We start from the raw sequence: 14,289 nt of genomic DNA on the forward strand, positions 1-14,289 counted from the left end.
GCGGCCTTCACTCGAACAACTGCCGCAGGCGCTCGACCTCGGCGCGGAGTTCGGCCACCTCTTTTTCCAGCGCGGCGATGCGTTCGCGGTCGGAGCCGGGGTGATGGCCGCTGGCCTGGATTTCCGCCGGGCTGAAGATATGGCTTGGGTCCGCGTCGCCCAAAAGATGCCGATAGCGGATTTCGCGCTTGCCCGGTTCGCGGGGCAGGCTTTCCACCATGGGCGGGTCGCGCTGGGCCAGCCGGGCCAGCGCGGTTTCGACCTGGGCCAGATCGTTGATTTTGCACAGGCGTTCGGCATGGGTGCGGAGTTCCCCCGGCGTTTGCGGGCCGCGCAGCAGCAGTTCGCAGATCACGCCGACCTCGACCGGGTTGAGCTGCACATCGCCGAAGGCCGAATTGCAGAAGCGCTGGCGGTATTTGACCACCCGTCCGCCGGTCAGGGTGCTGACCAGATAGCGCTTGATGAGCCCATCGACCGTTTGTTTCACCGTGGTTTCGGCGAGGTCGAGGACGGGGTCGCGGTTGCTTTTCTGGTTGCAGGCGGCGGTCAGGGCGTTGAGCGACAGGGGGTATTGCTCGGGGGTGGTGATTTCCTTCTCGATCAGGGCACCGATGATGCGGGCTTCGTGGGGGGTGAGCTGGTGGTTCATGGTTCGATACCGCGCTGTGGAGGAGGGTTAAGTATCACACAGGCCGGGAGGGTCGATTCATCGACTTGCAACCGGACCTTCACGTGGAAACATACCTGGCCGCGGTTCACTACAACTTCCATATAACTAAGCGAGGATAACGATGAACCCACGCAACTTCCGCCTCGGCACCGCCTTGATCGCCTTGCCTTTGATGATGGGCTGCGCCAGCACCCAAGCCGTCGCCGCCGCCGGTCCCGCGATGGACCAGGGCGTCCAGTTCGGCGATTTGCAAGGCGGCAATGTCATCGTGTGGAGCCGCGCCGACCGCGAAGCCCGCATGATGGTCGAATATGCCTACAACAATAAATTCAAAGGTTCCAAGGTCGTGCGCGGTTCCTATGCCACGGCGGGCGAAGATTTCATCGTGCGCCAGGAACTGACCGGCCTGAAATTGGGCCAGGATGTCTACGTCAAGGTCTGGTTCGAGGACTTGACCAACGCCCGCAATAAGAGCGTGCCGGTGCTGGGCCAGTTCCACACCGTCGCGCCCGGCGAGGCCATCCGTTTCGTCTGGGGCGGCGACACCAACGGCCAGGGCTGGGGCATCAACCTCGCCTTCGGCGGTATGAAGATTTACGAGGCCATGCGCCAGGTCAATCCGCGATTCTTCATCCATAGCGGCGACAACATCTACGCCGATGGCGTCATCCTGCCCAGCGCCACCGCCGAGAACGGCAAGACTTGGACCAACATCGTCACCCCGGAAGTCTCCAAGGTGGCCGAGACCCAGGCCGAATTCTGGGGCCGCTACAAATACAACCTCCTGGACGAGAACGTCCGCCGTTTCAACGCCGAAGTGCCGCAAATCTGGCAATGGGACGACCACGAGGTGGTGAACAACTGGTCGGATGCCAAAGACCTGAGCGCCGATCCGCGCTACACCGTCAAGGATATCCCGACCCTGGTGGCGCGGGCCGATATCGCTTTCCACGATTATGCGCCGCTGCGTCCCGAGGGCGCGAACGAGCCGGAGCGGGTCTACCGCAAGATTTCCTATGGTCCCTTGCTGGATGTGTTCGTCCTCGATATGCGGAGCTATCGCGGTCCCAACAGCGCCAACCTCCAGGCCGCGCCCGGCCCGGACACCGCCTTCATGGGCAACAAGCAGGTGGCGTGGCTGGAAAACGGCCTGAAAAAATCCACCGCCACATGGAAGGTCGTCGCCGCCGACATGCCCATCGGCCTGAACGTCGGCGACGGCACCAATCCCGACGGTACTCCGCGTTGGGAAGCCATCGCCAACGGCAACAACGGCCCGGCCCTGGGGCGCGAACTGGAAATAGCCGGCTTGCTGAGCTTCATCAAGGCCCAGGGCATCAAGAACATCGTGTGGCTGACCGCCGATGTGCATTACGCCGCCGCCCACTACTACGATCCCACCAAGGCGGCCAGCAACGATTTCCTGCCGTTCTGGGAATTCGTCGCGGGTCCCTTGAACGCGGGCAGCTTCGGCCCGAACACCAAGGACCAAACCTTCGGCATCCAGCCGGTGTTCGAGATCGCCCCGGCGGTCCAGAACTCCTCGCCCTACGCCGGCTACCAGTTCTTCGGCCAGGTCGATATCGACCCGGCCACCCAGGCGCTGACCGTGCAGTTCAAGGACATCGACGGCCAGCAGGTCTATAGCAAGCTGTTGAACGCCGAGTAGGCCGGAACGCTCAAGATTTCCTGTCTGAGGGAGGGCGCGGCGGAGGGGTTGAGACTTTCTCCGCCGCGCTTTTTTTTGCGCCGGACGGGATGGATAAAAAACGGCGGGGCGGAGGAACCGGGTTCCTCCGCCCCGCCGTTTTGGGGTGGTTTCAAAAATACAGCTTGCCCGCGATGGCCCCGATCCCGGCCACGACCGCCAGCAACAGCAATTTGATCAAGGTCAGTTCGCCCCGTAGCGCTTGCAACCGGGCGTCGATGCGGAATTCCAAATCCCGTACCTCCTGCCGGACCAGTTCCAGATCGCGGCGGGTCGCGTGGTCGCGCCCGATTTCCAAGCTCCTTAGCGCATCGGTCAGCCCCTCGGCGTGGCGTTCGTCGAAGCCGGACTCCCTGAGCTTGCGGGCCAGTTTATGCGTATCGAGCATCGCCATCGCTTTACCTATGTCCCCTGTTCCTAATCATTAAAACCGCTCCAATTCGGGATGCGGCCAGCGTCCGCCGTGGACATGCACGGCCCCGTATTCCGCGCAACGGTTGAGGCTGGGCACGCCCTTGCCGGGATTGAGCAAGCCCCGCGGGTCGAACACCTGTTTCACGGCATGGAAACGGGCCAGTTCCGGGCTGGGGAATTGGGCGCACATCGTGTCCAGCTTTTCCATCCCGACGCCATGCTCGCCGGTCACGGTGCCGCCGACTTCCACGCAGAGTTCCAGGATACGCGCCCCCAGGGCTTCGGCCCGCGCCAATTCGTCGGCGCGGTGGGCATGGTACAGGATAAGCGGATGCAGATTGCCGTCGCCCGCATGGAAGACATTGGCGACGCCCAACCCATATTCCCCGGACAGTTCGCCGATCCGCCGCAACACCTTGGCCAGATGGCGGCGCGGGATGGTGCCGTCCATACAGTAATAATCGAAACCCAGGCGGCCCAGGGCCGGGAACGCCGCCTTGCGTCCGGCCCAGAAGCTTTTGCGCTCGGTTTCGCTCCGGGAGCGGCGGACTGCCAGGGCGCCGCCGGCCCGCAATACCGCCTCGGCTTGTTCAATATCGGCGGCGACTTGCTCCGGCAGCCCGTCGAGTTCGCATAGCACCAGGGCGGCGGCGTCCTCGGGATAGCCGGGATGGAGATAGGCTTCCACGGCGCGGAGGGTGGTGTTGTCCATCAGTTCCAAACCGGCGGGCAACAGTCCCGCCGCGATCACCGCCGCCACCGCCGCGCCCGCCGTCTCGATGCTATCGAACGCCGCCAATACCGCCTGCGCCCTGGGCGGCAGGGGCAGCAGCTTCACGATGATTTCCACGATCACGCCTAGCAAGCCTTCCGAGCCGCAGACCAGGGCCAACAGGTCGTAGCCCGCCGCGTCCAACCCGCCGCCGCCCAGGGTGACGAGTTCGCCGTCCAGGGTGGCGAGCTTCACTTCCAGGACGTTATGCACGGTCAGGCCGTATTTCAGGCAATGCACACCGCCGGAATTCTCGGCCACGTTGCCGCCGATGGTGCAGGCGATTTGCGAGGACGGGTCCGGCGCGTAATACAGGCCGTAAGGGGCGGCGGCTTCGGAAACCGCCAGGTTACGCACGCCCGGCTGGACGCGGGCGCAACGGTTGTCGGGGTCGATGGCGAGGATGCGGGTGAATTTGGCGAGGCTGAGCAGCACGCCATTTTCGACCGGCAGGGCCCCGCCCGACAGGCCCGTGCCCGCGCCCCGCGCCACCACCGGCACGCCGTGTTCCCGGCACAGGCGCAGCACGGCCAGCACTTGTTCCACGGTCTCGGGCAGGACCACCAACCAGGGCACGACCCGGTAGGCCGACAGCCCGTCGCATTCATAGGGCCGGAGGTCTTCGGGTTCGGAGAGTACGGCGTCTTCCGGGAAATGGGGCCGCAGCCGATCGAGGAAGCGGGCGCGGTCGGTGTGGTGGGAGATGCGCTCGGCGGGATGGGGTTGGTAGCTCATGGGCGGGTTCGTCGGGTTTGGGCGCGGGCGCGCGTAAGGCGCCGCAAGGCTAACAGAACGCGGCGTGGGCGCGATGGTTGGCGGAAGATGCTTCGCTATTCCGCCCTGCGTTCCCAGCGGGTGAAGGGCGAATCTTCCGGCTCGTCGCGCTCCGGCAGCAGGAACAGCCGGTACAACAACATCCCGGCGCTGAAGCCGCCCAAATGTCCCCACCACGCCACGTCGGCGATGTGATCGCCCGCGGCGGCGGGCGTGGTGATTTTATAGAACTGGATGATGACCCATACCCCCAGGAAGGCGATGGCCGGCACCCGCACGAACAAGGGCAGGAAGAGCACCCAAATCACGATGCGGGCATAGGGGAACAGGAAGAAATAAGCCCCCATCACCCCGGCCAATGCCCCGGAAGCCCCCAAGGTCGGCACCAGGGATTGCGGGTTGAAATGCACATGCAAGCCGCCCGCGACCAAGCCGCACAAGAGATAGAACGCCAGGAAGCGTACCCCGCCCATGCGGTCCTCGACATTGTCGCCGAAAATCCACAGCATCCACATATTCGTCACGATATGCAGCCAACTGCCGTGCATGAAGATGGAAGTCACGAACGGCGTGTAATCCCCCGCCGGGAAACCGGCCTTGCCCGCCCATTCCGGGAAGGTATAGCGGGCCGGCACCAGGCCATGCAGGTAGTTGAAATAGTTATGGGCTTCCAGCGGCAACCACTCGCTGTAGGCGAACACCAGGAAATTCACCAGGATCAAACCCCAAGTGACCCAGGGCGTATACCGCAGGGGGATCGTATCGCGGTAGGGAATCATGCGGGGCGGCTCCTTGATGGCGGGATGGGTTCAGGTTTGGGGTGGGGCGGGTTGCTGGGCGCGGAAATCGACGAAGGCGTCGATGGCACCCACCAAGGCCAGCCCCGACAGCGCGAATTGCGGCCAATACACCAGCACGATGTAGACCGGCAAGGCCCAGCCCCGGTTCATGCCACGCACTTCGATCACCCCATGGATCACGGCCAGCCCGACGAAGAAATACAGCATCATCGCCGCCATGAACAAATCGGCCAGCAACACCGGGCTGAAATAGCCCGAGAGCCAGATCAGGGCGACGGTCGCGAGCAAGGCCAGGCGCGGCAGGCGCAGCCGCCGGAATTCCGGGCCGAAGCCGCCGGGGTGATACACCAAGGATTGCAGCCAGCGGGCGAACAAGAGGCCGAGCATCAGGCTGAGCCCGTACAGCACGGCCAGGAGGCCGTTCATGATGCGCAAGGTGTCGTTTTCCTCGAAACCCTTGACGGTCGCGCCCGGCACCGCCGCCACGGCGCGGTGCAGCCAAGCCTTCCAGAACGCGACCACGTCCCCGGTCGCGAGGTGCATTCCCAGGATGAACAAGCCCACCCAAACGCCCACCACCAGGAGGGCCGCGCCTTGGGATTCGCTGCGGCGCAGGGTTTCGGCGGCGATGAGCGAGGGCGGCCACAGCGCGAACACCAAGGGGAAATCCAAGCCGGGCCGCGAGCCGAGCCAGAACCAGCCGCCCGCGACCACCAGCCCCGCGCCCAGCATGACCAGGGCGGCGGGTAGCCAGCCCTGGCGGAGGGCGTACAAACCCAGCGCCGCCGCCGAGATCAGGGCGAAGGGTGGGATTTTCAAGGCCAGGATGCCGAACAGGCCCGCGACCAGCACGGCGGACAGCGGGTGGCGCAGGATGAAGTGGGCGAAGGGATGCATGGGACGGGTTTCCGGGAGGATGGTGGAGGGGAAATCTAGCGTATTGAGGTGGGGGGTGGATAGGGGGCTTTGGATTGACGCCTTGGCCGGGGGGCGTCGTAATTCCGGGACCGCATCCGTAGGCGATCGACCATGCCGGCCTTGAGTCTTGAAATCCCTGCGGAGACCGCCGATATCTTGACCCAATTAGGCCTCGAACAGCGGTGCTTGCTCGGATCGACTCTGGTATCCCAGATGACTGGCTTGCTGGCGTCCATGTCGCGGACGGTTCTCCGCGACATCCAACCAGGACGGCGCGTTGTCGGCGATGGAATCCAATACGTCCTCGCTGTCGGCCAAGATAACCTTGAGTGCCTTGGCCGGGTCTTCGGTCGGATACGCTTTTTCCCATAGGTGGCGATGGCGATATCGAAGGCCGTGAACTTGAGCTTGCCCGATGCGCCCAGGCTCTTGCGGAGTTGCGACAAGCCGTGGGCCGGTTTGCGGAAATCCACGACCTCCAGGTCGAGATAGCCCCACACCGCCCGCCGGGGCGGCCGTATTGGGAGCGGGGTAGTTAGGGCGTTTCCGGTTTGGGTGTAGGCTCGGTCGTAGGGTGGGCATGTACTCATGCCCACCGCTTCCGGGCGGTCCCGGTGGGCACGGAATACGCGCCCACCCTACAGATAACGTGAAAATGCTCCAGCGCCCCAAATGCTCCAAATGGGCAGGCAAGATGGAATGTTCCCGACAGGCGAACCGGACCGGGAACCTCGGACTTGCGCGGCTCACTAACCCTCCGAGAATGCCGGATTTCCCGGCATTGACATGGAGGACGGTATGACTCAGGCAAAACAGGGATCGAAACAAACCCACGGGCTCGACGCCATCGCTCTGCTGAAGGAGGACCATACGCGGGTTAAAAACCTCTTCGAGCAATTCGAGGCGATGTCCGGGGGCGATGAAGAAGCCGCCGCCAAGGACGGACTCGTGAAGCGGATCTGTGCCGAATTGATGCGGCATGCCCAGGTCGAGGAGGAAGTCTTCTATCCGGCGGTACGCAAGGCCATCGATGACGACAAGATGATGGACGAGGCGGAGGTCGAACATGCCAGCGCCGAGGATTTGATTATCCAACTCGAGAGCATGGAACCCGGAGACGACCAATATGACGCCAAGGTGATGGTACTCCGCGAAATGATCGAACACCACGTCGCCGAGGAAGAGGAAGAGATGTTTCCGAAAGCGGTGAAGGCCAAGGTGGATACCGCCGCCCTGGGCGAGGCGCTATCCCAGCGCAAGCAGGCGTTGCGGGAGGAGATGGCGGAGTCCGCCTAGCGACCCAGCCGCGCCGAATCGATAGCCAACCCGTAGCCCGGATTGCGTTTAACGCCATCCGGGTTACGCGGAAGGTGGCAGTTTAAAGCGGTGGTGCTGGAAGCCGGAGCCGCATCCATGCGCGAATGCCAGCCGTGGGCTTCTGGATTCCATCCGTAGGCGGATAAAGGCCAAGCGCGGATGGATCGATGGCGGCACCGATCAATCCATCCCGCATTGGCAGGGCTGTGTTCCAGGTTTGGATGGAATTCATCCAAGCCTCGATCCCGCCAGCCCAGACCCGGTGTCGGAGCGCCACACATGACCCTGTGGATTGCAACGCTGCCCGGCCAGCTCCCGCCACTTCAAGGTAAAATCCCCGCCCCGACCCCCAACCCCCGGCGAACCCACCATGAAATGGCTGTTTTCTTTCGTTTTCGGCAAGCAAGCCGCCCGCGACGACGACCTGATCGACCGCTACAAGGATATCCGCAAAGCCGCACTCCAACTCAACACAGCCCTCGCCAAGGAAGTGCCCAAGGCGGCGGTCCCGGAGTGCGGCAAGAAACTCGGCCTGGTCAAGGCCGGCACCTTGATCCTCAACAACGACGATGAAATCGCTATCCTCTACGACTACTGCTTCCATCATTACCGCCGCGCCGACAAGACCGTCCTCGACCGCTACCGCGAACAACACCCGCCCGCGCCCGGTTCCACCGAGGCCGCGTTGTTGGAGGCGATGGGCCGTTCCCGTTATTCCTTGTTCCGGGTGGAAGAAATCCAGCACCAGCGCCGGGGCGCGACCCTGTGCGACCTTTTGGGCGGCGAGCGCTTCGATTTGATCGATATCGCCTTGAGCGAAACCGCCGAGCCGGGCTTGATCGTGGCCGGGCGCTTGCTGGTTTTTCCTAGATTCGCCATGTCCTCCGGCACCTTGATCCCGGTCGCCGAGCCCGTGTACGCGGACAAGATGCGCCCGGTGGTCCGCAAATATCTCCCCGATGAAACCGCCGCCCGCCCGGCGTTCTCGGAAGCGCAGGCGGCTTCCTTCGAGGCCCAGATCATCCGCATCGCGCTGCGGGAAGGCGGCGAGGACAATATGTTCTACACCGATGCCGAACATTGACCGGCTGCTCATCGTCGAGAGTCCCACCAAGACCCGCAAAATCCGCAGCCTCCTGGGACCGGGTTGGACGGTCGAAGCCAGTTTCGGCCATATCCGCGACCTGCCCGAGCGCGAAATGGGCCTGGAGCCCCCCGATTTCAAACCGCGCTACGTGGTGTTGGACCGCGCCAAGCCCCAGGTGCAAAAGCTCAAGGCGCTGGCGAAAACCGCCCGCGAGGTCTATCTCGCCACCGACCCCGACCGCGAAGGCGAGGCCATCGCCTGGCATATCCAGATGGCCGTCGGCCTGAGAAACCCGGCGCGGGTCACTTTCCATGAAATCACCGAGAAGGCGGTACGGGCGGCGGTCCAGGCACCGCGCAAGATCGACCTGAACTTGGTCGCGGCCCAGGAAACCCGGCGCTCGCTGGATCGTTTGGTGGGATATCTGGTGTCGCCGGAATTGTGCCGCCGCATGGCGTCGCGGCTGTCGGCGGGGCGGGTGCAATCGCCGGCCTTGCGCCTGGTGGTGGACCGCGAGCGCGAGATCGAGCATTTCAAGCCCATCACCCATTACGGTGTGACCCTATATTTCGAGGGGCCGCACGGCGATTGGCGGGCGCATTGGCTGCCCAAACCGCTGTTGCCGGAAGGTCAGGAGTATTGGACCGATCTGGCTTTCGCCCAGCGCGTCGCCGCAATCCGCGCGGTGAAGGTGGTCGGCTTCAAGGATGGCGAGCGCCGCGCCGAACCGCCCGCACCCTTCACCACCTCCACCCTGCAACAAGCCGCCTCGGCCAAGCTCAACCTCAACCCCAAGAAGACCATGGATGTGGCGCAAGCCTTGTTCGAGCAGGGCTTGATCACCTATATGCGTACCGACAGCCCCAATCTCTCGGACGAGGCCATCCGTGATATCCGCGCCTACGGCCAGAAACAACAATTGCCGCTGGCCCCCGCGCCGCGCCGCTGGCAGGCCAAAGCCTCGGCCCAGGAAGCCCACGAAGCCATCCGTCCCACCCATATCGAACACCGCGCCGCCGGGGGCGATGCCAGCGAACGGGCTTTATATCAACTGATTTGGGAACGGGCCGTGGCCTCGCAATTGGCGGCGGCGGTCTATGACGTGCGGCAGGTGGTGTTGGAATCGGTGGAGCCACTCGACGGCAAGACGATCCGCTTCGGCGGCAAGGGCGAAAAGCTCAAGTCCGCCGGTTGGCTGGCGCTGGCGGGCGGGGATGCCGCCGACGAGCTGGAAGCCGAGAACCGCGACAACCCGATCCCGGTCCTCAAGCCCGGCGACGCGCTGACCGCCAAGGATGGGAAGTTGGTCCAGAAGCAGACCGAGCCGCCCAGGCGCTACACCCAGGCCGGTCTGGTCAAGGCGCTGGAACGCCTCGGGATCGGGCGGCCCTCGACCTATGCCGCCATCATGGAAGGCTTGGTGCGGCGCGGCTATGTGGTGTTGAAGGGGAAGATCATGCATCCCACCGACATCGGCAAGGCCGTGGTGGATATGCTCAAGCCCTCGTTCCGCTTCCTGGAATACGATTTCACCGCCCGCATGGAGGACCAGTTGGACGAGATCGCCCGTGGCGAGCGCCAATACCGCAGCGTGGTCGCGGCCACCTACGACATCCTGCGCCAGGAGATCGGCGCGTTGCCGCCGTCGGAAGGCGCGGCGCGGCGTTCCGGTGCGCCGAAAGCGCAAGTGGACGCCACCGCCCCGGCCCGCGCCTGCCCCGAGTGTGGCAAGCCGATGCGGCGGATCAATGGGCGCAATGGCTGGTTCTGGGGTTGTTCGGGTTATGCGGCGGGGTGCCGGGCGACCTTGCCGGATGAGGCGGCGGCGCGTGAGGGTGGGGACGCGCCCGCCGTGCCCAAGCGGCGGCGGCCTGGGAAACGGGCCGAATCCGCGCCCAAGCGCAAGCCGTCCGGCCCGCGCCAGTGAGCCGGGGATTCAGCCGGGATTCTTCAAAATACCCTTCGCCGCCAAAGCCTCGCGGGTGATTTGCTGGCGCAAGGGGAAATCCTGTTTCCCGTGGATGTCCATATTGAGGGCGAACAACCAGACCTCGCCCGGCACCTCGACATAGCCCACATACCAGCCCACTTCGGGTTTCGTCCGAGCCACCCAGCCGGTTTTGGCGTACAGTTTGAAACCTGGGGTGGCTTCCCCCAGCATGATTTGCCGCAAACCTTCATAAGCCGCCGCGCCGAAAGGCAGGCGACGCCGATAGGCTTTTTTCAGGAAGGCGATTTGCTCCAGCGGGCTGATTTGCAAGGAGCCGTCCAGCCAGAATGTGGTGGTCTCGAACGGCGCTTGTAAATGTCCATAATCCATCCGGCGCAGATAATCGCGGTATTGATCCGCGCCCACCCGCCGCGCCAGTTCCTGATAACACCAGACGCAGGAGGATTTGAACGCGCTGGCCAGGGTTTGATCGCGGTTACAATCCGGGACGTCATAGGTCTGCCCGTTCCACTTGAAAACATCGTCCGGCCCGGCAATCGCTTTTGCTTCCAGCGCGATCAGGGTATTGGGGATTTTGAAGGTCGAGGCCGGGGAAAACCGGCGTTCCGCCCGGACAGCATTATGGAGATAGGTTTTTCCACTGTTCAGGGCGGAGAGGACGAGGGTTCCATTGGCGTCGTGCCGGGTGAAAATCCTGGCGATTTGCCGGTCTTCGGCGTTCGCCGCCAGGGAAAATAGCAGGAATAGGAGGGATAGGATTTTTTTCATCTTTCGAGCTGGAAGGATGGGGGGAATTCCGCGATTATGGCGCAGGGTCCACGAGAGCCAAAATCCGTACCGGAAACCCCGTTCCATGCTCCACGTTCGGCCAAACCACCAGCGCCACCGCCCCGGCTTCCGGTACCGCGTCCAGATGGGCCAATAACTCGACCTGATAATGGTTGGTGCCTAAAATATAGCTTTCCAGCGAATAATCATCCTTGGAAGTCGAAAGCCCCGGATCGGTATCCGTGGTTTCATGGCCGGAGGCGGTGATCTTGCGGGTTTCGTAGAGGTATTTCAGGGGTTCCAGCGACCAGCCCGGATAATGTTTGACGCCCTGGGCGTCGGCGTTCAGCATCTTGGCCTGGTCCGGCCAGCGCTTGGACCAGTCGGTGCGCAGGGCGACGAAACTCCCTGGGGGAATCGGCCCGTGGCGGTGTTCCCAAGCGAGGATATCGGCCAGTTTTACGGTGTAATCGGGATTGGCCGCGACTTGCCGATGCACGTCGATCACCACCAGGGGCATCAGCATTTCGCCGGCGGGGATGGCGTCCAGCATCCGCAATTGGGCGAAGAAATGGCCGGGCGGGTCGATATGGGTGCCCCATTGGCCGACATGGCAGTATTGTTCGGCCTTGAAACCGGCCTGGGGATAGTCGTATAGCGTGGTGCGGGTGGCGGGCGGGAAGCCGGGCCAATGCGGAATATCGACCGCGAGCGGATGGGAAAGGTCGACGATCCGGCGGGCTTGCAGGGTGTCGAGGAGGCTGGGGGCGCAGGCGCTCAGCGCGAGGCCGCACAGGCCCAGCGCCAGGCGGCGGAATAGGTCGGTGGGGCTGGTTTTGGCTGTCATGGCGTTGGCAGCATCCCGGTTTTATCCGTCCCGGCCCGGGCGGCGGCGCTCCCAGGCGTCGAGCAGGATCGCCACCAGCATATCGCTGAGGACGTTCACGCCCGAGCGTATCCTCGCGATGATCCAATCCACCGGGGCGATCAAGGGGATGGCGGCGGCGACCACGGCTTCCGGCAGCCCCGCCGCGCTCAGCACCAGGGGCAGCACGATCAGGCCCGCTTCCGGGATGCCCGCGATGCCCGCCCCGGCCATCAGGGCCGAGAACACGATCACCGCCTGTTGTTCCAGGCCCAGCGCGTAGCCCATGGCCTGGGCCAGGAACAGCGCGGCCATGGCTTCGTACAGGGTCACGCCGTCGTTGTTGAGGTTGGTGCCGGCGCAGGCGGCGAGCCGGGCCGAGCGGGCCGAGACGCCCATGGTGTCGAGGCAGCGCAGGGTGATGGGGATGGTGGCGAGGCTGCTATTGGTCGAAAGCCCGGTCAGCACCGCGTCGGCCCCTTGTTTGAGATAGACCTGGGGCGGCTTGCCCCCGGCCAGCCAGGCCATCAGCGGATAATAGACCAGCGCGTGCAGGCACAGCCCCAGACTGATGATGCCGAGGAAACCGGCCAGTTGCGCGAAGATGCCGACCCCGGCCTTGCCCACCACCTGCGCCACCAGCCCGAACACCGCGTAGGGCACCCATTCCACCACCCAGCCCAGCGCCTTCACCAGGATTTGGTAGACCGCGGCAATCAGGTTTTCCAGCGGGCGGATATCGGCGACATCGGTTTCGCCCTGGCGTTCCTTCAGCCAGCGCAGGGCCGCGCCGAACAACAGGGCGATCAACACCACCGAAATCACATTGTTGCTGACCAGGGGTTCGACCAGGCTTTGCGGGATGTAGCCCGAGAGGTTCTTGAGCGGGTCGAGCGTGGCGTCCGCCGCCGCCTTGGCCTTGTCGGGGGCGCTGGGGACCTGGGCCGTGAGTTGTTCCATATGGCCCTGCCAAGCCCGGCCCGGCTCGAAAGTGTTCATCAAACCCAGGCCGATGGCGAAGGCCACCGAGACATTGACCAGGCAGATGCCGACCAGCCGCGCGCCGCTCTTGGCGGTGATGGGCGCGTGGGTGAAGGCGTCGAGGATGGCGAACAGGATCAAGGGCACGGCCAGCGCCTTGAGCAGGCGGATGACCAGGAGGCCGAGCTGGCCCAGTTGGTTGGTGTCCAGCCCCCACAGGAAGGGCCGGGTGCCGCTCCAGGCCCCGAGCGAAATGCCCAGCGCGACCGCGATCACGACGCGCAGGGAGAGTGGCAGCGGCCAAAGCGGGTTGCGTTGCATGGAAAGGCTCCAGGGGTTGATCGGGCGGGGGATTTGGGGTTCGCTTCCCTGGAGTGCGTGGCCCGGATTCCGTTTCGGTCCATCCGGGCCGGGGGGATCAAGCCTGCTTCTTGTGGATTTCCTTGTGCAGCGCTTTGAATTCCTTGGTCAATTTATGATCCGGGGCGTAATGGATCAAGGGCCGGGATTCGCTGTGGGACTCCCGCACCTTGACCGAGGGCGAGAGCTTGGTCTTCAGCACCGGCTGGCCCTCGGACAACAGGGCGTTGACCATCTGCCGGGGCAGGGTGGCGCGGCCTTGGTATTGGTTGGCGATGATGCCCTCGATTTGGAGGCCGTTGTTGTGGTCGGCTTTGATCTCGGCGATGGCGGCCAACAAGGTGTAGAGGGCGTCGCGGGAGAATTGGTCGCAATCGAACGGGATCAGGCAGGCATGGCTGGCGATCAGGGCCGAGCGGCTGAAAAAGTTCAGGATCGGCGGCGTGTCGATATAGACGCGCTCGTAGCCTTGGAGTTGGTCCAGCGCCTCGCGCAGCTTGTAGATTTTGTAGCGCGATTCCAGGCGGCCTTGCAGGGGTTCCATTTCCGGGTGCGAGGGCAGCACGTAGAGGTTGGGGAAGGGCGTGGCGTGGATGTTGTCGTCCAGTCCTTCCTGGCCCTTGCTGAACGGATTGAGGCTCAGGGTTTCCTTGAAGAAATGCGCCAGGGTGGCGTCGGGGTCGGGCACCTTGTCGCCGAGCAGGTAATGGGTGGAATTGCCCTGGATGTCCATGTCGATGACCAGCGTTTTCTTGCCTTCGGCGGCGCTGATGGCGGCGAGGTTACAGGTGATCGTGGACTTACCCACCCCCCCTTTCTGATTGAAAATGACCCTGCGCATGGTGGTTTCTTATGGAATAGCTGTGTTGTAAGCGTCGGGGCGGGCGGCCTGGGCCGTCCC

Annotated in this window: 14 protein-coding genes; 4 read left to right on the top strand and 10 right to left on the bottom strand. The window is 63.9% G+C overall.

Annotated elements, in window-relative coordinates; translation table 11 throughout:
• Positions 1–7: 7 nt before the first annotated feature.
• Entirely contained in the window at positions 8–652 is a 645-nt protein-coding gene (locus K5658_RS03110; RefSeq protein ID WP_221065533.1) for a YceH family protein, read from the bottom strand.
• 142 nt (positions 653–794) lie between these two features.
• Between K5658_RS03110 and K5658_RS03115 the strand changes: the two genes are divergently transcribed.
• Positions 795–2,342: an alkaline phosphatase D family protein gene (locus tag K5658_RS03115; protein ID WP_221065534.1), complete on the top strand. Its 1,548-nt coding sequence runs from the start codon at positions 795–797 to the stop codon at positions 2,340–2,342.
• A 151-nt stretch (positions 2,343–2,493) separates the two neighbouring features.
• Here K5658_RS03115 and K5658_RS03120 read toward each other — a convergent pair whose 3' ends face one another.
• The 5 genes from K5658_RS03120 to K5658_RS03140 form a co-directional block, all read right to left on the bottom strand.
• On the bottom strand, positions 2,494–2,769 hold the full coding sequence (locus K5658_RS03120) for a CCDC90 family protein (RefSeq protein ID WP_221065535.1): 276 nt from the start codon (positions 2,767–2,769) through the stop codon (positions 2,494–2,496).
• 36 nt (positions 2,770–2,805) lie between these two features.
• Positions 2,806–4,302, bottom strand: a complete 1,497-nt coding sequence (locus K5658_RS03125) for an FAD-linked oxidase C-terminal domain-containing protein (RefSeq protein ID WP_221065536.1) — start codon at positions 4,300–4,302, stop codon at positions 2,806–2,808.
• 95 nt (positions 4,303–4,397) lie between these two features.
• Positions 4,398–5,120 (bottom strand): rhomboid family intramembrane serine protease, encoded by a 723-nt coding sequence (locus tag K5658_RS03130; RefSeq protein WP_221065537.1) that lies wholly within the window; start codon positions 5,118–5,120, stop codon positions 4,398–4,400.
• Between the two features lie 30 nt (positions 5,121–5,150).
• The gene (locus tag K5658_RS03135; protein ID WP_221065538.1) at positions 5,151–6,038 is read right to left on the bottom strand and encodes a hypothetical protein; all 888 of its coding nucleotides are present in this window, start codon (positions 6,036–6,038) and stop codon (positions 5,151–5,153) included.
• Between the two features lie 186 nt (positions 6,039–6,224).
• The gene (locus K5658_RS03140; protein ID WP_221065539.1) at positions 6,225–6,377 is read right to left on the bottom strand and encodes a hypothetical protein; all 153 of its coding nucleotides are present in this window, start codon (positions 6,375–6,377) and stop codon (positions 6,225–6,227) included.
• 480 nt (positions 6,378–6,857) lie between these two features.
• Between K5658_RS03140 and K5658_RS03145 the strand changes: the two genes are divergently transcribed.
• From K5658_RS03145 to topA, 3 genes are all read left to right on the top strand, one after another.
• The gene (locus tag K5658_RS03145; protein WP_221065540.1) at positions 6,858–7,355 is read left to right on the top strand and encodes a hemerythrin domain-containing protein; all 498 of its coding nucleotides are present in this window, start codon (positions 6,858–6,860) and stop codon (positions 7,353–7,355) included.
• A gap of 391 nt (positions 7,356–7,746) precedes the next feature.
• Positions 7,747–8,460: a DUF7986 domain-containing protein gene (locus K5658_RS03150; RefSeq protein WP_221065541.1), complete on the top strand. Its 714-nt coding sequence runs from the start codon at positions 7,747–7,749 to the stop codon at positions 8,458–8,460.
• The gene (topA, locus tag K5658_RS03155; RefSeq protein ID WP_221065542.1) at positions 8,447–10,390 is read left to right on the top strand and encodes a type I DNA topoisomerase; all 1,944 of its coding nucleotides are present in this window, start codon (positions 8,447–8,449) and stop codon (positions 10,388–10,390) included. Before K5658_RS03150 ends, topA begins: the two co-directional genes overlap by 14 nt.
• 9 nt (positions 10,391–10,399) lie before the next feature.
• Here the strand turns inward: topA and blaOXA are convergent, their stop codons facing one another.
• From blaOXA to K5658_RS03175, 4 genes are all read right to left on the bottom strand, one after another.
• Positions 10,400–11,182 (bottom strand): class D beta-lactamase, encoded by a 783-nt coding sequence (gene blaOXA, locus K5658_RS03160; protein WP_221065543.1) that lies wholly within the window; start codon positions 11,180–11,182, stop codon positions 10,400–10,402.
• A 34-nt stretch (positions 11,183–11,216) separates the two neighbouring features.
• Entirely contained in the window at positions 11,217–12,029 is an 813-nt protein-coding gene (locus K5658_RS03165) for a cyclase family protein (RefSeq protein WP_221065544.1), read from the bottom strand.
• Between the two features lie 21 nt (positions 12,030–12,050).
• A complete protein-coding gene (locus tag K5658_RS03170; RefSeq protein WP_221065545.1) occupies positions 12,051–13,349 on the bottom strand; it encodes a dicarboxylate/amino acid:cation symporter in 1,299 nt (432 codons plus the stop codon).
• Positions 13,350–13,446: 97 nt separating this feature from the next.
• A complete protein-coding gene (locus K5658_RS03175; RefSeq protein ID WP_221065546.1) occupies positions 13,447–14,229 on the bottom strand; it encodes a ParA family protein in 783 nt (260 codons plus the stop codon).
• Positions 14,230–14,289 lie beyond the last annotated feature (60 nt).

Origin of the sequence: Methylomagnum ishizawai, assembly GCF_019670005.1 — a bacterium.
GTDB lineage: Bacteria > Pseudomonadota > Gammaproteobacteria > Methylococcales > Methylococcaceae > Methylomagnum > Methylomagnum ishizawai.

Excerpts from the sequence above, each read along its gene's own strand:
- topA (WP_221065542.1), top strand. The coding sequence starts at position 8,447 with ATGCCGAACATTGACCGGCTGCTCATCGTCGAGAGTCCCACCAAGACC.
- K5658_RS03110 (WP_221065533.1), bottom strand. The coding sequence starts at position 652 with ATGAACCACCAGCTCACCCCCCACGAAGCCCGCATCATCGGTGCCCTG.
- K5658_RS03115 (WP_221065534.1), top strand. The coding sequence starts at position 795 with ATGAACCCACGCAACTTCCGCCTCGGCACCGCCTTGATCGCCTTGCCT.
- K5658_RS03125 (WP_221065536.1), bottom strand. The coding sequence starts at position 4,302 with ATGAGCTACCAACCCCATCCCGCCGAGCGCATCTCCCACCACACCGAC.
- K5658_RS03120 (WP_221065535.1), bottom strand. The coding sequence starts at position 2,769 with ATGCTCGATACGCATAAACTGGCCCGCAAGCTCAGGGAGTCCGGCTTC.
- K5658_RS03135 (WP_221065538.1), bottom strand. The coding sequence starts at position 6,038 with ATGCATCCCTTCGCCCACTTCATCCTGCGCCACCCGCTGTCCGCCGTG.
- K5658_RS03150 (WP_221065541.1), top strand. The coding sequence starts at position 7,747 with ATGAAATGGCTGTTTTCTTTCGTTTTCGGCAAGCAAGCCGCCCGCGAC.
- K5658_RS03170 (WP_221065545.1), bottom strand. The coding sequence starts at position 13,349 with ATGCAACGCAACCCGCTTTGGCCGCTGCCACTCTCCCTGCGCGTCGTG.
- K5658_RS03145 (WP_221065540.1), top strand. The coding sequence starts at position 6,858 with ATGACTCAGGCAAAACAGGGATCGAAACAAACCCACGGGCTCGACGCC.
- K5658_RS03175 (WP_221065546.1), bottom strand. The coding sequence starts at position 14,229 with ATGCGCAGGGTCATTTTCAATCAGAAAGGGGGGGTGGGTAAGTCCACG.
- K5658_RS03130 (WP_221065537.1), bottom strand. The coding sequence starts at position 5,120 with ATGATTCCCTACCGCGATACGATCCCCCTGCGGTATACGCCCTGGGTC.
- blaOXA (WP_221065543.1), bottom strand. The coding sequence starts at position 11,182 with ATGAAAAAAATCCTATCCCTCCTATTCCTGCTATTTTCCCTGGCGGCG.
- K5658_RS03165 (WP_221065544.1), bottom strand. The coding sequence starts at position 12,029 with ATGACAGCCAAAACCAGCCCCACCGACCTATTCCGCCGCCTGGCGCTG.